Below are 19046 nucleotides of genomic sequence, written 5' to 3' on the forward strand. Positions count from 1 at the left end.
GCGCTGTCCGGATACCATCATTGCCTCGGGACCCGAGGAGGAGCCGGTGAGCGTGCTGCAACGCTTCGAGAAGCGTCTGGAAGGCCTGGTAGAGGGGGCCTTCGCCAAGGTCTTCAAAGGGGTGGTCCACCCCGTGGAGATCCTCAACGCCATGCAGCGGGAGGCCGAGGCGCACAAGGCGATCCTGGCCGGTGGGCGCACGTTGGTGCCCAACCGCTACGTGATCGATCTCTCGCCGTACGACCACAGCAGGCTGGCGCCGTACGCCGCCGCGCTGGCCCAGGAGTTGGCCCAGTCGCAGGCGGAGTTCATCGGCGAGCAGGCCTGGACGGTCTACGGCGACGTGATCGTGGAGATCGAGCGCGGCGAGGGGCTGGACACGGGCATGTTCCGGGTCACCGCCGAGGTCTACACCGGCGGCGACGTCGCCCCGGTCTCCGCGCCCGGCGGCTATGACGCCGGCCAGCCGGCGTACCCGGCGTACGACCAGGGCGGCGGCTACGGCCCCCCGCCCGGCCAGGGCGGCGGTCGTAACGTCCGGCTGGTCTCCGGCGACGGTCGCACCTATCCGCTCCAGATGGGTTCCACGGTGATCGGCCGCGGCGACCAGGCCAACCTGCGCCTGCCCGACGTCGGGATCTCGCGGCGACACGCCCGGCTGGACTTCGACGGCGGCCAGGTCGTGCTGACCGATCTCGGCTCCACCAACGGCACGATGGTCAACGGCCAGCGCGTCTCGGCCGTCGCCCTCAACCCCGGCGACATGATCCAGCTCGGCACGACCACCCTGACCTTCCGCGTGGACGGCTGACCCGCCTTGCCGGAACTCGTCATCACCGTCGCCCGGTTCGGGTTCCTCATCCTGCTGTGGATCTTCGTGTTCACGGTGGTCGGCGTCATCCGCCGGGACCTCTTCGCAGGGGCCCGATCGGGTCGGTTGGTGGCCGCGCCGCGCGCGGTCGGTGCCTCGACCGGGCAGGCGGCGAAGCCGGCGAAGGTGAAGCGAGGCAGGGCCGCCCACCAGATGGTGGTCACCGCCGGCCAACTGGCCGGCACCCGGATCACCCTCGGTGAAGCCCAGATCACCATCGGGCGGGCCGAGGACTCCACGCTGGTGATCACCGATGACTACGCGTCCGCGCGGCACGCCCGGCTCGTGCCGCGCGACGGGCAGTGGTTCGTCGAGGACCTCGGCTCGACTAACGGCACCTATCTGGATCGCGCTAAGGTCACCGGACCAACCCCCGTCCCCCTCGGCGTGCCGATCCGGATCGGCCGCACTTCTCTCGAATTACGGCCATGACTCTGACCCTGCGCTATGCGGCCCACAGTGACCGCGGTCTGATCCGAGACGGCAATCAAGATTCCGTCTACGCCGGGCCGCGGCTGCTCGCCGTCGCCGACGGCATGGGCGGTATGGCCGCCGGTGACGTCGCCAGCAACATTGTCATCGGTGCCATGGCGCCGCTCGACGAGGACGTCCCTGGGGACGCTCTCGTCGATGCGTTGCGTTCTGCCGTGGGCACCGCCAACCAACATCTCCGCGACACCGTGGACGCCAACCCGCAGCTGGAGGGGATGGGCACCACGCTCACCGCCACCCTCTTCTCGGGCAGCAAGATCGGCATGGTCCACATCGGTGACTCGCGGGCCTATCTCCTGCGCAACGGCGAGTTCGCGCAGATCACCAAGGACGACACGTACGTCCAGATGCTCGTCGACGAGGGCCGGATCAGCGCGGAGGAGGCGAGCAGTCACCCCCAGCGCTCGCTGCTCACCCGCGCCCTGGACGGCCGCGACATCGACCCGGAGTACAGCGTCCGCCAGGTGCTCCCCGGCGACCGCTACCTGATCTGCAGCGACGGGCTCTCCGGCGTGGTCAGCGCGGACACCATCGGCGACACCCTGCGGGAGTATCCCGACCCGCAGCAGTGTGTCGAGCGCCTGGTGCAGCTCGCGCTGCGGGGCGGCGGCCCGGACAACATCACGGTGATCATCGCCGACGCCACGGACCAGGACATCGTCGAGGCGTCCCCGATCGTCGGCGGCGCGGCGGCCCGGGACCGCGGCATGGCCACCTCGGCCGACGTCTCCACCCCGGCGGCCCGCGCCTCGGCGCTGTCCGCGCCACGCCCGTCGGCCCCCGAGGAGCCCGCGGACAACCGCGACGACGAGCCGGAACGGCGCCGGCACCGCCCGCTGCGCAGCGCGGCGATGCTGGTGGCGCTGCTGATCATCCTGGGCGGCGGCCTCTTCGCCGGGTGGAGCTACACCCAGCGGCAGTACTACGTCGGCGCCACCGAGCAGGGTCAGCTCGCCGTCTTCCGCGGCGTGCCGGGCCAGATCGCCGGCCTCGACCTGTCCAGCCTGCACTCCACCAGCGGGGCCAAGCTGGACGACCTCACGCTGGCCGCGCAGGAGCAGGTCAAGCAGGGCATCCAGGCCAAGAGCGAGCCGGACGCGCAGCGCCGGTTGGCCGACCTGACCAGCGACGACCCGGCGAACCCGAACCTCAAGCCGATCTGCCCGCCGAGCCCGACGGCCGCGGTGGTCAGCCCGACGCCGGCCGGTACCGCCTCGGCGCTGGCCCCGCCCGTCAGCGCTAGCGGTCGGCCGCCGGTGACCGCCACACCCGTGCCGACCACCACGCCCGACGCCGTCCCCTCCGACACCGTCCCGCCGGCCGACCCGGCGGGCTGCCGGTCGCCGGAGTGAGCATCGGCTCGACACCGAGGACGCATCCGTGACCGCCGCAGCGGCCGTACCGGCAGCCTCGCCCGCCTCCACGGGTGAGCAGCCCGGCGTGCGCCTGGCCCGGTCCCGGCGCAACGCCGAGCTGTCCCTGCTGCTGCTCGCCATGGTTCTGGTGGCGGCGTACGCGGCGACGGTCGAGGCGAACGTGCTGGACACGGTCACCCCGGACTTCTGGATGCCGGCCGCCGCCTTGGGACTGGTCTTCATCGGTCTGCACCTGGTGATCCGGTGGCTGGCGCCGTTCGCCGACCCGGCGCTGCTGCCGGCGGTCGCCCTGCTCAACGGTATCGGCGTGGGTTTCCTGCGCCGGTACGACCTGGCCAAGGCGGCGCCGGCGGACCGCGAGACGTTGGCGATCTTCGCGGGTACGGGTGGCCGGCAGCTCGCCTGGACGCTCGCCTCGGTGATCCTGGCCGCCGGCCTGCTGGCGATCGTGCGGGACCACCGTTCGCTCTCCCGGTACGCGTACACCCTGGGGCTGGCCGGCATCGTGCTGGTGATGATCCCGGCGGTGCTGCCGGCGCGCTTCTCCGAGATCAACAACGCCAAGCTGTGGATCCGGATCGGCGGCTTCTCGATCCAGCCGGGTGAGTTCGCCAAGCTCGCCCTGCTCGCCTTCTTCGCGTACTACCTGGTCCGCAAGCGCGAGGTGCTGTCGCTGGCGAGCCGGCGGGTGCTCGGCATCGACTTCCCGCGCGGGCGGGACCTCGGGCCGGTCCTCGTGGTCTGGATGATCAGCCTGCTGGTCCTGGTCTTCGAGAAGGACCTGGGCACCTCGCTGCTCTACTTCGGTATGTTCGTGGTGACGCTCTACATCGCCACCGAACGGGTCAGTTGGCTGCTCATCGGTCTGATCCTCTTCTTCGGCGGCGCCTACGTGGCGTACCTGCTGGGCAGCACGGTCGGCGGCCCGTTCCTCAACTTCTACGACCGGGCGCAGATCTGGCTGGACCCGTTCGCCGAGCCGTACGACCGGGGCTACCAGCTCGTGCAGGGTCTGCTCACCCTCGGCACCGGCGGCCTTTTCGGCACTGGCCCGGGCGCCGGCCAGCCGACCCTGCTGCCCGAGGTGCAGACCGACTTCATCTTCGCCGGCATCGGTGAGGAGCTCGGGCTCTTCGGCCTCTCCGCGCTGCTCGTGGTCTACCTGCTGGTCGTCGAGCGGGGCCTGCGGGCGGCGCTGGCGGTGCGGGACTCGTTCGGCAAGCTGCTCGCCGGAGGTCTCGCCTTCACCCTCGGCCTTCAGGTCTTCGTGATCGTCGGCGGGATCAGCAAGCTCATCCCGCTGACCGGCCAGACCACTCCGTTCCTCTCCGCCGGCGGCTCCTCGCTGATGGCGAACTGGCTGCTCATCGCGGTCCTGCTCCGGGTCTCCGACGGCGCGCGCCAGCCGGTGAAGACGGGCGGTCCGGCAGCCCGCCCGTCCGGCGGCCCACCCGAGCAGCTGCACGGTGCCCCCACGGAGGTGATCCGGCCGTGAACGCACCCCTGCGCCGCGTCGGCGTTGTCGTCATGATCCTCTTCGGCCTGCTCTTCGCGAACCTGAACTGGATCCAGGCCTACAAGGCCGACGAATACCGCAACAGCGACTACAACGGCCGGGTCCAGGTGGCCGAGTACGAGCGCAAGCGCGGCAACATCGAGGTCGGCGGCACCGCGTACGCCCTCAGCAAGGAGACCGGCGGCAAGCTGCGGTTCCTGCGCTCCTACCCGGGCGGGGAGACGTACGCGCACGTGCTCGGCTACAAGCCGGTCAACCTCGCCGACACCGGCATCGAGAAGATCGAGAACGACTTCCTCGCCGGCACCAGCGACCAGCTGATCGGCAACCGGGTGAAGGACATGTTCACCGGGGAGGAGACCGGCGGCGGCAACGTGCTGCTCACCCTCTCCAAGCGGGCCCAGGACACCGCGTTCAAGCAGCTCCAGGACAACCACGTCGGGGCGAAGAAGGGCGCGGCCATCGCGATCGACCCGCGGACCGGGGCGGTGCAGGCGCTGGTCTCCATGCCGAGCTTCAACCCGAACCCGCTGGTCAGCCACGACACGAACGAGGCCGCGGCGGCGTACAACCAGCTGGAGAAGGACCCGGACCGGCCACTGGCCAACCGAGCGCTGTCGGAGACGCTGCCGCCCGGCTCCACCTTCAAGATTGTGGTGGCCGCCGCGGCGCTGGAGAACGGCCTCAGCAAGGAGACCAGGATTCCGGCCGGGCAGAGCTGGACCCCGCCGACCTCCGGCCAGCCGATCAAGAACGCGGCGGACTCGATCTGCCCGCAGGACCAGGTGACGCTGATCCAGGCGGTCACCGAGTCCTGCAATACCGGCTTCGCCCAGCTCGGTGTGAAGCTCGGCGCGGACAAGGTCAGGGAGAAGGCTCGCCAGTTCGGCTTCGAGCAGGACGACCTGACCGTCGGGCAGCTCAACGAGGGCGGCCTGCCCGTCGCGGCCAGCCACACCGGCGACATGACCGCCCCGGGCGGGGCCACCGACCCGGCAGCCCTGGCCCAGTCCTCCATCGGTCAGCGCGACGTACGGATGACCCCGCTCCAGGGCGCGCTGGTCGCCGCCTCGGTCGCCAACGGCGGCAGCCAGATGCGTCCGTACCTGGTCAAGCAGTTGCTCGCCCCGGACCGCACGACCAGCTACTACTCCGCCAAGTCGCGCGAGCTGCGCCGGCCGGTCAGCGGCCAGGTCGCGAACGACCTGCGGGACATGATGGTCAGCGTGGTCCAGAACGGCACCGGCAAATCGGCCGCCATCAACGGCTACACCATCGGCGGCAAGACCGGCACCGCCCAGTCCGGGCCGAACACGCCCGACCACGGCTGGTTCATCGGCTTCGCGCTGGACAAGAACGGCACCCCGATCTCCGCGGTCTGCGTGGAGCTGGAGCAGGCGGGCAGCGGCGGCAGCCATGAGGCGGCCCGGATCGCCGGCAAGATCATGCAGGCGGCCATCGCCGACTCCGGGGGCCGCTGACATGCTCAGCCCCGGCGTCCAGCTCGGCAACCGCTACCGCCTCGACGAGCGGATCGCCAGCGGTGGCATGGGCGACGTCTGGCGCGGCACCGACCAGGTGCTGGGCCGTACGGTCGCGGTGAAGAGCCTGCTCCCGGCGCTGCTCGACGATCCGGGCTTCGCCGAGCGGTTCCGCGGCGAGGCGCGCTCCATGGCCACCATCAACCACCCCGGCGTGGTCGACGTCTACGACTTCGGCAGCGACCAGAACGTCGCCTTCCTGGTGATGGAGTACGTCGAGGGCGACGCCCTCTCCTCGACGCTGAGCCGGGTCGGCCGGCTCACCCCGGCCCGGACGATGGCCCTGCTGGCCCAGGCCGCCGACGCGCTGCACGCCGCGCACGAGAAGGGCATCGTGCACCGCGACGTCAAGCCCGGCAACCTGCTGGTGCGGCCGAACGGCACGCTGGTGCTCACCGACTTCGGCATCGCCCGCTCCGACCTGGTCGGCCAGCTCACCGCGGCCGGCTCGGTGCTCGGCACCGCCTCCTACATCTCGCCCGAGCAGGCCACCGGCGCGGTCGCCACCCCCGCGTCCGACGTGTACGCGCTCGGCGTTGTCGCGTATCAGTGCCTCGCCGGCCGGCGTCCCTTCGAGGGGGACAACCCGCTCGAGATCGCCATGAAGCACGTCAGCGAGGCGCCCCGGCCGCTGCCCAACGACATCCCGCCGCAGGTCAAGGCGATCGTGGAGCGGGCCCTGGCGAAGGATCCGGCGGCCCGCTGGCCGAGCGCCGCCGCGCTGGCCGGCGTCGCCCGGCAGGCCAAGCTGGCGCTGTCGCAGCAGGCCCGTACCGGCGCCCACCCACAGCCGACCTCCGGCGTACCGGCGTCGCCGGCCGCGCCGTCGGCCCGCGCCCAGGTCCCCACCGGGTCGCGGCAGCAGCCGCGCCCGTCCGCCGTGGCGCCGCGCCCGCCGGTCGCGGCCCGGCCGTCGGCGGTGGCGTCGCCGGTCGCCCCGCGCGGGGCGGCGCCGGTTCCGCCGCCCCGCCAGCACAACCCGCTGGGGTACCCCCGGCCGCCGGCCGCCCCGGCTCCGCCGCTGCCGGCACCCCGCCGGTCCCGGGCCGGGCTGTGGTGGGCCGCCGTCCTGGTGGCCGTGCTGGTCCTGCTCTGCTCCGGCGTGATTTCCTACAAGTACCGGACGGGCGCGGCATCCGGTGACACCGGCGCGCTCGCTCCGGTGAGCGTGACCTCCGGCGCGGTGCGGGCCCACGGAGCCGACGAGCTGGTCCGGACGTCGTACCGTCGTGGGGTACGGCTCCAGCCCGCTGGCGGCGAGACGACGACGAGCGAAGGACGAGAGACGCGATGACAGCGCAGGCCCGCCTGCTCGGTGGCAGGTACCAGGTCGGCGAGCTGCTCGGCTACGGCGGCATGGCGGAGGTGCACCACGGTCGCGATCTCCGGCTCGGTCGGGATGTCGCGATCAAGATGCTCCGGACCGACCTCGCCCGGGACGCCACCTTCCAGATGCGGTTCCGCCGGGAGGCGCAGAACGCCGCCTCGCTCAACCACCCGGCCATCGTCGCCGTGTACGACACCGGCGAGGAGACCGCGCCGACCGGCGAGACGCTGCCGTTCATCGTGATGGAGTTCGTCAACGGACGGACCCTCAAGGAGCTTCTCGGCGTCGAGGGGCGGCTCCAGCCGCGCCGCGCGCTGGAGATCTGCGCGGACATGTGCGCGGCGCTGGAGTTCAGCCACCGGCACGGCATCATCCACCGGGACATCAAGCCGGGCAACGTGATGCTCACCCAGACCGGCCAGGTCAAGGTGATGGACTTCGGCATCGCCCGGGCGCTGGCCAGCGGCGTCACCACGATGACCCAGACCAGCGCGGTCATCGGCACCGCCCAGTATCTTTCGCCCGAGCAGGCCCGCGGCGAGGCGGTCGACGCCCGCTCCGACGTGTACGCCGCCGGCTGCGTGCTCTTCGAACTGGTCTGCGGGCACCCCCCGTTCGTCGGGGACAGCCCGGTCAGCGTCGCGTACCAGCACGTCCGGGAGGCGCCGCCGACGCCGAGCGACATCAACCCGGACGTCACCCCGGCGGTCGACGCGATCGTGCTCAAGGCGCTGTCGAAGAACCCGCTCAACCGCTACCAGAGCGCTGGCGAGATGCGGGCCGACCTGCTGCGGGCGGCCGCTGGCCGGCCGGTGCTGGCCACCCCAGTGCTGCGCGAGGACGAGACCGCCCCGATGGCCCCGGCCGCCGGGGGCTACCAGACCCAGGTGATGGGACCGCAGGCTCGGCAGGTTCCGGCCCGGGTCGGTGACCCGGGCAAGCGCAAGAGCTCATCCTGGGTGATCGCCACCTTCGCCGCGCTCGGTGTGCTCGCCGTGATCGCCCTGGTCGCCGCCCTGCTGCTCAACGAGGGCGGCAACGACAAGGTCACCGTCCCGGACCTGAGGGGCAAGCAGAAGGCCACCGCCTTCACGGAGATCCAGCGGGCGGGCCTGACCCCGGTGCTCGGTGAGTCGGTGCTCAACAACACCTGCGAGAAGGGCACGGTGGTCGAGCAGAATCCGCCGGCCGATTCGCAGTTGGAGAAGAAACGGGACGTGACCATCAAGGTCTGCGGCGGCAAGAAGGAGGTCACTATCCCTCCTGGCCTGAAAGGCTCCCAGTTCGCGAACGTCAAGCCGCAGCTTGAGGGTCTGGGCCTCGTGGTCGACGACAGCCGGGTCGACAGCGGCCTGCCGGAGGGGACGGTCGTCGACGTCGACCCGAAGGAAGGTAGCCAGGTGGCCCCCAGCAGCACCGTCAAGGTGGAGGTGTCGCGGGGCAACGTCAACGAGGTGCCCAACGTCCGCGGCTACACCAAGGACCTGGCCATCCAGCGGCTGAAGGATTCCGGCTACGACGTGAAGGTCCGGGACGGCGTCGAGGTGCCGGCGAACCAGGCCGGCAAGGTGAGCGGTCAGAACCCGAAGCCTGGCACCAAACTGCCGCGGGGCAAGACCGTCACGATCGAGGTCGACATCCCGGAGCCCACGCCGACCGAGACGCCGAGCGGCACGCCGACGAGCCCGAACCCGAGCGGTACGCCGACCACGCCCGGTGGCGGTGGAGGCTGGCCGTTGCCCACCACCCGGCCACCCGGGGCGGCCACTCAGTAACGGTGAGTTGGCCGGTCAGGCGGCGGCGAAGGCGGCCCGGCGGCGGGCGTCCACCTCGGCGGCCAGCTCCGGAGCCCGCTCCAGCGCCTCCGGGTAGCCGCACACGGCCAGCCAGTTCGCCAGCATGAGGTGCCCGCCCTCGGTGAGCACCGACTCGGGGTGGAACTGGACCCCCTCGACCGGCAGCGTGCGGTGCCGCATCGCCATCACCACGCCGGACTCCGTCCGGCCGGTGACCTCCAGCTCGTCCGGCAGCGTCTCCGGCAGTACGGCCAGCGAGTGGTACCGGGTCGCGGTGAACGGGTCGGGCAGCCCGGCGAGCACACCGACCCCGGAGTGGCGTACCTCGGAGGTCTTGCCGTGCAGCAGCTCGGGCGCCCGGGTGACGGTCGCGCCGAAGGCCTCGCCGATGGCCTGGTGGCCGAGGCAGACACCGAACAGGGGCAGCTTGCCGGCGTACTCCCGGATGACGTCCAGGCAGATGCCGGCGCGGTCGGGGCTGCCCGGTCCCGGGGAGAGCAGGACGCCGTCCGCACCGACCCGGCCGACCTCGGCGACGTCGATCTCGTCGTTGCGTCGGACCTCGCAGTCGACGCCGAGCTGGCCGAGGTACTGCACCAGGTTGAAGACGAACGAGTCGTAGTTGTCGATCACCAGGACGCGCATCGGGTCACCTGTTCGGGGTGGAGGGCGGGGCGTTGTTCGTTTCGGTGCTGTACGGCAGTTCCTCGTCCGTGGGCGCGCCGCTGGGCACGGTCAGGTCGCCCTCCTGGCCCCCGGTGTCACCGGACTCCTGGGTGACCTGGACGTCGTCGAAGGGGAGCAGCGGCTCCGCCCACGGGAAGACCACCAACCAGAGCAGCGCCACCGTCGCGACGGCGAGCAGCACCGAGCCGGCCAGCTTGCCGGCCAGCCCGAACGGAAGCTTGCGCCAGATCCACGCGTACATCGTCAGCCTCCCAGCTCCGCCGGGCGACCTGCCGACTTGGCCTGGGAGTGGTCCAGCCGGGCATGGATGATCAGGCGCTGGTAGTTGTCGAACTTGGGGTTGCAGGTGGTCAGGGTGAGCAGCTTCTCGGTCGGCTTGGCGTCCGGCTTCATCGGTACCGGCGCCACCGCCTCGACCTGGCTCGGCTTGACGACATGGCTGTTGTAGACCTTGTAGATGAACCACTCGGTCTTGCCCTCGACCACGATGTCGTCGCCGGACTTCAGCTCGTCGAGCCGCCAGAAGGTGGCCCGGATGCGGTGCCCCGCCACGGCGAAGTTGCCCACCTCGCCGGGAAGCGCGCTCTTCGGGTAGTGGCCCGGGGCGTACCGGATGTCGTCCGGGCTGACCCCCTCGATCACGACCCAGTGCTTGTCGAGCTTGGGAATGTAGAGGCCGGCGAGCGGCTTGCCCTCCACCGGCGGCGCGGGCTTCTCACTGGGCCCGGTCGGCCCGACGGTCGGGTCGGGACCGCCCCACTCCTGGGACAGCTCGCTGTTCAGGTCGTTCTGGTGGGCGTCGACGATGACCGACTTGCCCCAGATCTCGTAGCCGGCGAAGAGCAGTACCACCAGGCCGAAGGTGATCAGCACCTCGCCGGTGAGCCGGACGCCGGACCGCAGCCGCGAGGCGAACGAGGGGCGGGTCAGCTCGGAGTAGACGCTCTTGTAGCCCTCACCGGTCTGCTCCGGCCGTAGCTGCACCACGCGTTCACCCCGGCGCGGACGGGACGGCTCGGCCGGCATGTCGGTCTCGCGGTCGGGGGCGTCGCCGGTGTCCCCGACTGGCGGTACGGCGCCCATCAGCGCCGTAAAGTCCAGACCCGGGTGGCTGGCCGGTCGCCCGGTGACGGCCGGGATCACGGCGGTGGCCGCCGGGTCCATGGAACCCGCCGGGCCGGCTCCCGGCCGCGCCGGGCCGCCGCCGGCCGCCGCTCCCGTCCGAGGTACGCCGTCGCCCGGTGCGCCGGCCCGAATCACGCCGCCCGCCGGCGCTCCGGCCGCGGATGGGTCGCCGGCCCGAGGTGTGCCTCCGGCCCGAGGTGCATTTCCGGCCCGTCCGGCGTTCCCGGTGGCGGGTGAGCCGACGTCCGGGGTCGCAGCGGGTCGACTCTTCGGCCGGGCACCCACCGTGGGGATGATCGCGGTCGGCGCGTCGCCGACGGTCGCCGGACGTACGCCGGGGGTGGCGGGCAGTCCCGCGGCCTGCCAGGCGGGAGGGTCCGGTCGGCGTGGCTCGTGGGCGGTGGCGGCCGGGCGTTGCGGGGCGGCCGGCATCGACGGGCGCGCCTGGGCGTTCCCCGGCCAGGCCGGCGGCGGCGAACGGTACGGGCCGGCCGGGCCGGCGTGGGCGCTGGTCGGGCCCGGCGTGCCGGGCTCGCGCGCCGGCACCGGGGCGGGGCCGGCCGCCGGCGGACGGGGCGACGGCGAGCGGGGTCTGGTCGGCTCCGGCCAGGGCAGGTCGAGCGCGGGTCGGGGCGGCGCCGCGTCTGGTGCCGGCCGGTCGACCCGGGGGATGGGCGCGGTGGAGTCTTCGCGCTGGTCGCGGTGGCGCCCGTCCTGCCCCGGGGGGCGGCCGTCCTGGGTCATCGCGGCACCTTCGCGGACCGGAGGGTGGTCGAGTCCTCGAACGCCGGCACCGTCACCGTGGAGACCATCTCGTGGTAGCCCAGCTGGTAGTGGTCGACCGCTTCCTTGAACCACCGGACTCCCTCGGACGCGGCGAGCGCCTGCTGGAGGGCAGTGGGGTCGCCGATCGCTACGATCTTGAACGGAGGGGAGTACACCCGGCCGTGCAGCAGCAGGGTGTTACCGACGCAGCGTACCGCGCTGGTGCTCAGCACGCGGACATTCATGATTGACATGCCCTCGGCCCCGCCCGCCCAGAGCGCGTTCACGACAGCCTGGACGTCGCCCTGGTGGACGACCAGGTCGTCGTTGCTGGCACCTTTGGGCAGAGCCTGGCCGTTGAGCAGGCGCGCGTCGTTCAGCTCGATGGTGACCCCGGTGCCGGTGAGCGCGGTGAATCCGGCGGCCTGCCGGCTGGCGGCGGCCCGGTCCCGCTGGGCCTTGATCGGGCCGCCGGTGTCAGCCAGGGCGGCGGTCTGGCCCTCGACCTCGGCGCGCAACCGCGCGGCCTGCTGCTCGCTCGTCTCGACCTGCTCGCGGCGGTCCTCGATCAGCTGGGTGAGCTGGGGTCGCCGGTCCTCCCGCAGTGCGGTGCCGCCGGCGGTGGTCGCGGAGGTGGTGAAGAGCAGTCCCGCCGCGGCGGCGATCAACGGCACCGCGATCGACCAGCCCGGTTGTCGCTGGCGTGCGCGCCGCGGCAGCAGGCCGGCCGCCGCCCGCCGGAGGACCTTCTGCCAGGAGGCGGCGCCGGACGTGTACTCCACCGGGCGTTTCCTTCCCCGTCGTCTCGGGCCGGCCCGTGAGGGGGCGGACCGCTCTGCTGGACCCGAAAGGTCCCGCCTTTTCCGGTCACTCCGTGCACCGGCCTGACCCCATTCGTGGTCTGGGCGGTCCGTCGGGACTACGCTAGCTGTCGAAACATTATTGGCCATGGACCGTCGCTTCCGCGCCCGGTTGTCAGGCCGAACGAGGTCGTCACCCCTCTGGAGAGCGTCGTGCCCAAGTCTCAGGTCCGCAAGAAGAAGGTGTACACCCCGCCGACGGACGTGCGTCCGACGGCGACGGCGGCGACGCGCAAGCCTAGCCCGGTCTGGCTGCCGGTCACCGCCGTCGCACTGATCGTCGTCGGGATCGGCTGGCTGGTCGTGTATTACCTCTCCGAGCAGGCGTACCCGGTCGCCACGTGGGGCTACTGGAACCTCGCGGTGGGCTTCGGCGCGATGGTCGGCTCGCTGATCCTGCTCTCCCGCTGGCGCTGACCCGGTCGACGTCCGGCCCGGTTCCCCTTCCGGGGGCCGGGCCGTTGGCCTGTCGTACGACGGGTGGGCCGCCGCCGGCCACGCGCGCGTCGCCGCTCGGGCGGTGGATGTACGTCACGCCACGAGGCCCCTGCCCGTCGCGCGCCGCCCGGTCCACCTAAGGTGTCGGCAGGGCGGCGTGGCCGATGCGAGATGACTCACGTTACTGCTGGGTAACCTTGCGCGTAGGCTGCACTGCATGACCGAGCGGAGCGAGGTCATCGACCGGTCGGGTCGGGGCAGCGGGAGCGGCGCAACGCCACCCGCGCCGTGAGCCGTACCCGGTCGCCGAGCCGCTCGACCATGCAGCAGACCGGGAGGCCAACTCGATGGGCAGCGTCCAGATCGTCACCACGATCCTCGCGGCCGCCATCACCGCCGTGGCGGTGGGGCTTGCGGTACGCGCGGTCATGAAGATGGTGGCAGTCATCCGGCTGGGTCAACCGGCGCCGGAGCGGTTCACCGACAAGGGCACCCGCACGAAGACCATGCTGGTGGAGACCGCCGGTCACACCCGCATGCTCAAGTGGAGCTTGGTGGGCGCCGCGCACTGGTTCGTGATGGTCGGGTTCATCGTGCTGTCGCTGCTGGTGCTCGAGGCGTACTTCGAGGTGGTCAGCACCACCGGCGGCCTGCCGATCATCGGGCACTGGACGGTCTTCGGCCTGGCCACCGAGCTCATCGGCATCCTCGGCCTGGTCGGCATCCTGGTGCTGATGGCGATCCGGCTGCGCAACCGGCCCAACCGGCCCGGCAACCGGTCCCGGTTCACCGGCTCGACCATGTGGCAGGGCTACTTCGTCGAGTGGGTCGTGCTGCTGGTCCTGATCTTCGGCTTCGTGATCCGAGGCTTCAAGGTGGCCACCGACCACTTCGAGTACCCGGTCTGGGCCACCCCGCTCAGCCACGCGGTCGGCGCCGCGCTCCCGGCCTGGACGGCCGGCGTCAGCGTCGCCGCCCTGATCAAGATCGTCATCTCGATGACGTGGCTCATCGTCATCTCGCTCAACGTCACCATGGGTGTCGCCTGGCACCGCTTCCTGGCGTTCCCCAACATCTTCTTCAAGCGCGAGCCGGCCAAGCCCGCCGGCTCCGGCCTCGGCGCGCTGCGGCCGATGATGAGCGACGGCAAGCCGCTCGACTTCGAGGAGGCCGACCCCGAGAAGGACCAGTTCGGCGTCGCCCAGGTCGAGCAGTTCTCCTGGAAGGGCCTGCTGGACTTCAGCACCTGCACCGAGTGCGGCCGCTGCCAGTCGCAGTGCCCCGCCTGGAACACCGGCAAGCCGCTGTCGCCGAAGCTGCTCGTGCTGAGCCTGCGCGACCACGCGTACGCCAAGGCGCCGTACCTGCTGGCCGGCGGCGGCAAGGACCTGACCGGTGAGGAGAAGGCCACCGCGGCGCAGCTCGCCCACATGGACGTGCTGGCCCTCGCCGAGGCCGAGAAGCCGCTGATCGGCACCGCCGAGGAGGGCGGCGTCATCGACCCGGACGTGCTCTGGTCCTGCACCACCTGCGGCGCCTGCGTCGAGCAGTGCCCGGTCGACATCGAGCACGTCGACCACATCGTCGACATGCGTCGCTACCAGGTGCTGATCGAGTCGAGCTTCCCGTCCGAGGCCGGCGTCATGCTGCGCAACCTGGAGAACAAGGGCAACCCGTGGGGCGCCCCGCAGAACACCCGCGAGGACTGGACGAAGGGCCTCGACTTCGAGGTGCCGCGGGTCGGCGAGGTCGAGGACTTCGAGTACCTGTTCTGGGTCGGCTGCGCCGGCGCGTTCGAGGACCGCGCCAAGAAGACCACCCGGGCGGTCGCCACGCTGCTCAACGAGGCCGGCGTGACGTTCGCGATCCTCGGCGAGGGCGAGACCTGCTCCGGCGACCCGGCCCGCCGGATCGGCAACGAGTTCGTCTTCCAGATGCTCGCCCAGCAGAACGTGGAGACCCTGAACGAGGCGTTCGAGGGTCGGGAGAAGGCCAAGCGCAAGATCGTGGCCACCTGCCCGCACTGCTTCAACACCCTGGGCAACGAGTACGGCCAGCTCGGCGGCGAGTTCGAGGTGGTCCACCACACCCAGCTCCTGGCCCACCTGGTCAGCACGGGCAAGCTCACCCCGGTGCAGCCGGTCGACGGCGGCGTGACCTACCACGACCCCTGCTACCTGGGCCGGCACAACCGGGTTTTCGCCGCGCCTCGCGAGGTGCTCGGAGACGCCATCCAGGGCGAGCTCACCGAGATGCCGCGCAACAGCGAGCGCTCCTTCTGCTGCGGCGCCGGCGGCGCCCGGATGTGGATGGAGGAGAAGATCGGCAAGCGGATCAACGTGGACCGGGTCGAGGAGGCCATCGCCACCGGGGCGCGGACCGTCGCGGTCGGCTGCCCGTTCTGCTCGACGATGCTCAACGACGGGGTTAACGGCAAGGGCGCCGGCGAGCAGGTCGAGGTCATCGACGTGGCCAGCGTGCTGCTCCGCTCGGTCAAGCCGGACGTCGCGCCGGGTGAGAAGGAGACCGCGCCGGTCGCCGGCTGAGGTCGTACCCCCGCGAAAGCGGACACACGACGGCGGTGGCACCCACGAGGTGCCACCGCATCGTCGTCTCAGGAGGTGCCCGCCACCACGGCCGGGCGTGACGTCGTGCCCCGGGCCGGCCCGTGGAACAATCTCGCTCATCGACGGCCTGTTGCTCGGCACGCTGTTGCCCCTGGTCGGCTTCGCGCTGCTGACCGCCGGCAACGCGTTCTTCGTCGCGGCCGAATTCGCCCTGGTCACCGTCGACCGCGCCGAGATCGACCGGCGGGCCGCCGACGGCGACGGCCGGGCCGTCACCGTACGAACGGCGCTGCGGGAACTCTCCTTCCAGCTCTCCGGCGCGCAGCTCGGCATCACCATCACCGCGCTGCTCACCGGTTACCTGGCCGAACCGGCCCTGGCCCGGCTCTTCACGCCGCTGCTGCGACCCGTCGGCGGCGTCGAGCGGTTCAGTCCGCTGCTCGCCCTGGCCCTCGCGACGCTGATCTCGATGCTCTTCGGCGAGCTGGTGCCGAAGAACCTGGCGCTGGCCCGGCCGATGCCGACCGCGCTGGCCACCGCCGCGCCGATGCGCGGCTTTGCCCGGGCGTTCGGCTGGCTGATCCGGGGGCTGAACAACTCCGCGAACCAGCTGGTCCGCCAGCTCGGCGTGGAGCCGCAGGAGGAGCTGGCCAGCGCCCGGTCACCGGAGGAACTGGGACTGCTCGCGGCGATCTCCGCCCGGGCCGGCGCGCTGCCGTCGGACACCGCGATGCTGCTGCGCCGCACCATCCGCTTCGGCGACAAGCGGGCCGCCGAGGCGATGACGCCCCGGGTCGACGTGATCGCGTTGCGGGCCACCGCCACGGTCGCCGAACTGCTGAGCCTCTCCCAGCAGACCGGGCGGACCCGGTTCCCGGTCTTCGAGGAGACGCTGGACCTGGTCACCGGGGTGGCCGGGGTGCCGGACGCGCTCGGTGTGCCGCTGGCCCAGCGGGCGTCCACCGCCGTCGCCGCGGTCGCCCGCGAACCGGTGTACGTCCCGGAGAGCCTGGACCTGGACGGCGTCCTGGCCGCGCTGAAGGCGGCCGGCGCCGACCTGGCGATCGTGGTCGACGAGTACGGCGGCACGGACGGCGTGGTGACCGTGGAGGACCTGGTCGAGGAGCTGGTCGGGGAGATCGCCGACGAGTTCGACCCGCACGCGGTCGACGACCTCGGGCCGGCCGAGCTGACCGTGCCGGGCGGCGAGCGGACCGTCCTGGTGGACGGTGTGCTGCGCGAGGACGAGTTGGCGGAGCAGACCGGCTTCCGGCTGCCCGAGGGCCCGTACGAGACTCTGGCGGGCTTCCTGATGGCCCGACTCGGGCACATCCCGGTGCCGGGCGAGACGGTCGAGGAGGGCGGGTACGAGTTCACCGTCGTCGAGGTCGAGCGGCACCGGATCGAGCAGGTCCGGGTGCTCCGCCCGGAGGAGCCCGACGACGATGAGTGAGCTGCTGGTCGCCGTCCTGCTGCTACTCGGCAACGCCTTCTTCGTGGGCAGCGAGTTCGCGCTGATCGCCTCCCGCCGTACGGTGATCGAACCGCTCGCGGCCGGTTCCAAGCGGGCCCGGTGGGCGCTGTCGGCGATGAACCAGATCCCGCTGATGATCGCCGGGGCGCAGCTCGGCATCACGGTCTGCTCGCTGGGGCTGGGCGCGATCGCCGAGCCGGCCCTGGCGCATCTGCTGGAGTCGCCGTTCGAGGCACTCGGGATGCCCGTCGGCGTCGTGCACCCGGTGGCGTTCGTGATCGCCCTCGGGGTGGTGGTCTTCCTGCACACCGTGGTCGGCGAGATGGTGCCGAAGAACATCACCCTGGCCGGCCCGGAGCCGTCGGCGCTCTGGCTGGGGCCGGCGATGCTGGCGTTCTGCGTGGCCACCAAGCCGCTGCTGCTGGCGATGAAGTGGTCGGCCCGGCAGGTGCTGCGACTGTGGCGGGTCGAGGCGACCGACGCGGTGAAGACCGTGTTCACGGCGGAGGAGCTGGCCGGGCTGGTCTCCCAGGCGCGTACCGAGGGGTTGCTGGACGCGGAGGAGCATGCCCGGATCACCGGCGCGCTCGCGCTGCACAGCCGGACGGCGGCGGACGCGCTCCAGCCGTGGTCGACGGTGACCACGGTGGCCGAGGACGTCTCACCCGCGTCGCTGGAGGTGCTGGCCACCGGCACCGGCCGGTCCCGTTTCCCGGTGGTCCAGCGGTCCACCCGCCGGGTGCTCGGCTTCGTGCACGTCAAGGACGTGCTCGGGTACGCCGGCGCGAGCCGCCGGGCCCCGGTGCCGGCCGAGATCTACCGGCCGCTGGCCGTGGTGCCGCCGGACCGTACGCTGGCCGACCTGCTGCTGTCGATGCGGCGGGAGCGGCGGCACATGGTCCTGGTGAGCGACGGCCGCCGGCCGCTCGGTGTGGTGACACTCGATGACGTATTGACGGCGATCGTTGGCAAGTGAACGAATACCCTTGGTGTGCAAGCGGTTGCACAAACGTGATTGGACAAAGGTCGCCTTGATATAACCCCGGGCCTTCCCTAATGTGGGGCACCGACCGCTGTGGGTCGTCTGCCTCGATCTTCCCTCTCGCGAGGCGCCCGGGCGGTCGGTCGCAAAGGAGTCGGTGCCGGTGGCATCCATGCCCCCCCATCGTCACGCCCGGAGTCAGCCGTCCGTCCGACCAGTCGGCGTTCGCCGGGTCGTACATCGTCTGCTCACCCTGGTCGCGGCCGTCGCGGTCGGCGCCGGACTCGTCGCCGCGCCGGCGCACGCCGCGCCTTCGGTGGACGAGATCGACGCGCAGATCGACAAGCAGTGGGAGCAGTTGGAGCCCACCATCGAGGGCTTCAACAAGATTCGCGCCCAGCTGAAGGTCAACCAGAAGAAGTCGGCGGACCTGCAGAAGAAGATGGCACCGCTGGAGCTCCAGTCCACGCTCGCCATGAACCGGGTCGGCGAACTGGCCTCCCGCTACTACATGCAGGGCCCGTCCCAGGAGGTCGGCGCCCTGCTCGTCGACGCCAAGCCCGGGACGCTCGCCGAGCAGCTCACCATCCTCGACCGGCTGGCCGCCCAGCAGCGCAAGCAGGTCGCCGGGGTGCTCGCCATCCGCGACAAGTACCAGGCGCAGAAGGCGAAGCTGGACGCGCTGATCATCACCCAGACCAAGCAGCAGAACGAAATGGCCGCGAAGAAGAAGCAGATCGACGCCGAGATCAAGCGGCTGACCGCGATGCTGCCGAAGACTTCGGTGCGGGTCGAGGGCTGCCCCGCCATCGACGGCGTGGTGAGCAACGCCGCGCGGACCGCGATCAAGACGGCCTGCGCCCAGGTCGGCGATCCGTACGTCTGGGGCGCGACCGGCCCGAACTCGTTCGACTGCTCGGGCCTCACCCAGTACGCCTACAAGGCGGCCGGGATCTACCTGACCCACTTCACCGGCGCGCAGTGGAACGAGGGCAGGGCGGTCTCCCGGTCCGACGCCCGCCCTGGTGACCTGGTCTTCTTCGGCTCCGACCTGCATCACGTCGGCCTCTACCTCGGCAACGGGCTGATGGTGCACGCACCCCGGACCGGCAAGCCGGTCCAGGTGAGCAAGGTCAGCACACAGCCGGTGGCCGGCTACCGCCGGGTCACCTGATCCGATCCGACGACGAAGGCCCCCGGTCGAGCTGACCGGGGGCCTTCCTCGTGCG

Annotated in this window: 16 protein-coding genes; 12 read left to right on the top strand and 4 right to left on the bottom strand. The window is 71.6% G+C overall.

Going from position 1 to position 19046, the window contains the following annotated elements; all coding sequences use genetic code 11:
- Positions 1 to 19 precede the first annotated feature (19 nt).
- The 7 genes from SLP03_RS12025 to pknB all read left to right on the top strand — a co-directional run bounded on the left by SLP03_RS12025 (position 20) and on the right by pknB (position 8898).
- Positions 20 to 811 carry a DUF3662 and FHA domain-containing protein gene (locus SLP03_RS12025; RefSeq protein ID WP_319460665.1) on the top strand — a complete coding sequence of 264 codons (792 nt, stop codon included), beginning with the start codon at positions 20 to 22 and terminating at the stop codon, positions 809 to 811.
- Between the two features lie 6 nt (positions 812 to 817).
- The gene (locus SLP03_RS12030) at positions 818 to 1303 is read left to right on the top strand and encodes an FHA domain-containing protein (protein ID WP_319460637.1); all 486 of its coding nucleotides are present in this window, start codon (positions 818 to 820) and stop codon (positions 1301 to 1303) included.
- Positions 1300 to 2715, top strand: a complete 1416-nt coding sequence (locus tag SLP03_RS12035; protein ID WP_319460638.1) for a PP2C family serine/threonine-protein phosphatase — start codon at positions 1300 to 1302, stop codon at positions 2713 to 2715. Before SLP03_RS12030 ends, SLP03_RS12035 begins: the two co-directional genes overlap by 4 nt.
- 88 nt (positions 2716 to 2803) lie before the next feature.
- Positions 2804 to 4234: an FtsW/RodA/SpoVE family cell cycle protein gene (locus tag SLP03_RS12040; RefSeq protein WP_413644507.1), complete on the top strand. Its 1431-nt coding sequence runs from the start codon at positions 2804 to 2806 to the stop codon at positions 4232 to 4234.
- Positions 4231 to 5736 (top strand): peptidoglycan D,D-transpeptidase FtsI family protein, encoded by a 1506-nt coding sequence (locus SLP03_RS12045; protein WP_319460639.1) that lies wholly within the window; start codon positions 4231 to 4233, stop codon positions 5734 to 5736. Before SLP03_RS12040 ends, SLP03_RS12045 begins: the two co-directional genes overlap by 4 nt.
- 1 nt (position 5737) lies before the next feature.
- Positions 5738 to 7090 (top strand): serine/threonine-protein kinase, encoded by a 1353-nt coding sequence (locus SLP03_RS12050; RefSeq protein WP_319460640.1) that lies wholly within the window; start codon positions 5738 to 5740, stop codon positions 7088 to 7090.
- Positions 7087 to 8898 carry a Stk1 family PASTA domain-containing Ser/Thr kinase gene (gene pknB / locus SLP03_RS12055; RefSeq protein ID WP_319460641.1) on the top strand — a complete coding sequence of 604 codons (1812 nt, stop codon included), beginning with the start codon at positions 7087 to 7089 and terminating at the stop codon, positions 8896 to 8898. Before SLP03_RS12050 ends, pknB begins: the two co-directional genes overlap by 4 nt.
- A gap of 15 nt (positions 8899 to 8913) precedes the next feature.
- On the opposite strand, the gene SLP03_RS12060 is transcribed toward pknB, so the two are convergent.
- From SLP03_RS12060 to SLP03_RS12075, 4 genes are read right to left on the bottom strand one after another with little or no spacing between them, the layout of a single operon-like run.
- The gene (locus SLP03_RS12060) at positions 8914 to 9564 is read right to left on the bottom strand and encodes an aminodeoxychorismate/anthranilate synthase component II (protein WP_319460642.1); all 651 of its coding nucleotides are present in this window, start codon (positions 9562 to 9564) and stop codon (positions 8914 to 8916) included.
- 4 nt (positions 9565 to 9568) lie between these two features.
- Positions 9569 to 9847 carry a hypothetical protein gene (locus tag SLP03_RS12065; RefSeq protein WP_319460643.1) on the bottom strand — a complete coding sequence of 93 codons (279 nt, stop codon included), beginning with the start codon at positions 9845 to 9847 and terminating at the stop codon, positions 9569 to 9571.
- Positions 9848 to 9849: 2 nt separating this feature from the next.
- Complete coding sequence (locus SLP03_RS12070; RefSeq protein WP_319460644.1) at positions 9850 to 11475, bottom strand: class E sortase; 1626 nt, start codon at positions 11473 to 11475, stop codon at positions 9850 to 9852.
- Positions 11472 to 12278, bottom strand: coding sequence for a DUF881 domain-containing protein (locus SLP03_RS12075; RefSeq protein WP_319460645.1), 807 nt, complete (start codon positions 12276 to 12278; stop codon positions 11472 to 11474). Before SLP03_RS12075 ends, SLP03_RS12070 begins: the two co-directional genes overlap by 4 nt.
- Before the next feature lie 231 nt (positions 12279 to 12509).
- Between SLP03_RS12075 and SLP03_RS12080 the strand changes: the two genes are divergently transcribed.
- From SLP03_RS12080 to SLP03_RS12100, 5 genes are all read left to right on the top strand, one after another.
- Positions 12510 to 12773 (top strand): cell division protein CrgA, encoded by a 264-nt coding sequence (locus tag SLP03_RS12080; protein ID WP_319460646.1) that lies wholly within the window; start codon positions 12510 to 12512, stop codon positions 12771 to 12773.
- 368 nt (positions 12774 to 13141) lie between these two features.
- A complete protein-coding gene (locus SLP03_RS12085) occupies positions 13142 to 15340 on the top strand; it encodes a (Fe-S)-binding protein (protein ID WP_319460647.1) in 2199 nt (732 codons plus the stop codon).
- 166 nt (positions 15341 to 15506) lie between these two features.
- Entirely contained in the window at positions 15507 to 16814 is a 1308-nt protein-coding gene (locus SLP03_RS12090; protein ID WP_319460667.1) for a hemolysin family protein, read from the top strand.
- Positions 16807 to 17811, top strand: a complete 1005-nt coding sequence (locus tag SLP03_RS12095; protein ID WP_319460648.1) for a hemolysin family protein — start codon at positions 16807 to 16809, stop codon at positions 17809 to 17811. The genes SLP03_RS12090 and SLP03_RS12095 overlap by 8 nt, the downstream gene beginning before the upstream one ends.
- Before the next feature lie 178 nt (positions 17812 to 17989).
- Positions 17990 to 18991 (top strand): C40 family peptidase, encoded by a 1002-nt coding sequence (locus SLP03_RS12100; RefSeq protein ID WP_413644506.1) that lies wholly within the window; start codon positions 17990 to 17992, stop codon positions 18989 to 18991.
- Positions 18992 to 19046: the final 55 nt, after the last annotated feature.

This window comes from Micromonospora sp. RTP1Z1 (assembly GCF_033804685.1).
Taxonomy (GTDB): domain Bacteria; phylum Actinomycetota; class Actinomycetes; order Mycobacteriales; family Micromonosporaceae; genus Micromonospora.

Bases quoted from the DNA above. Each gene is read 5' to 3' on its own strand.
- SLP03_RS12050 (WP_319460640.1), top strand. From the start codon at position 5,738: ATGCTCAGCCCCGGCGTCCAGCTCGGCAACCGCTACCGCCTCGACGAG.
- SLP03_RS12100 (WP_413644506.1), top strand. From the start codon at position 17,990: ATGCCCCCCCATCGTCACGCCCGGAGTCAGCCGTCCGTCCGACCAGTC.
- SLP03_RS12060 (WP_319460642.1), bottom strand. From the start codon at position 9,564: ATGCGCGTCCTGGTGATCGACAACTACGACTCGTTCGTCTTCAACCTG.
- SLP03_RS12095 (WP_319460648.1), top strand. From the start codon at position 16,807: ATGAGTGAGCTGCTGGTCGCCGTCCTGCTGCTACTCGGCAACGCCTTC.
- SLP03_RS12070 (WP_319460644.1), bottom strand. From the start codon at position 11,475: ATGACCCAGGACGGCCGCCCCCCGGGGCAGGACGGGCGCCACCGCGAC.
- SLP03_RS12065 (WP_319460643.1), bottom strand. From the start codon at position 9,847: ATGTACGCGTGGATCTGGCGCAAGCTTCCGTTCGGGCTGGCCGGCAAG.
- pknB (WP_319460641.1), top strand. From the start codon at position 7,087: ATGACAGCGCAGGCCCGCCTGCTCGGTGGCAGGTACCAGGTCGGCGAG.
- SLP03_RS12035 (WP_319460638.1), top strand. From the start codon at position 1,300: ATGACTCTGACCCTGCGCTATGCGGCCCACAGTGACCGCGGTCTGATC.
- SLP03_RS12085 (WP_319460647.1), top strand. From the start codon at position 13,142: ATGGGCAGCGTCCAGATCGTCACCACGATCCTCGCGGCCGCCATCACC.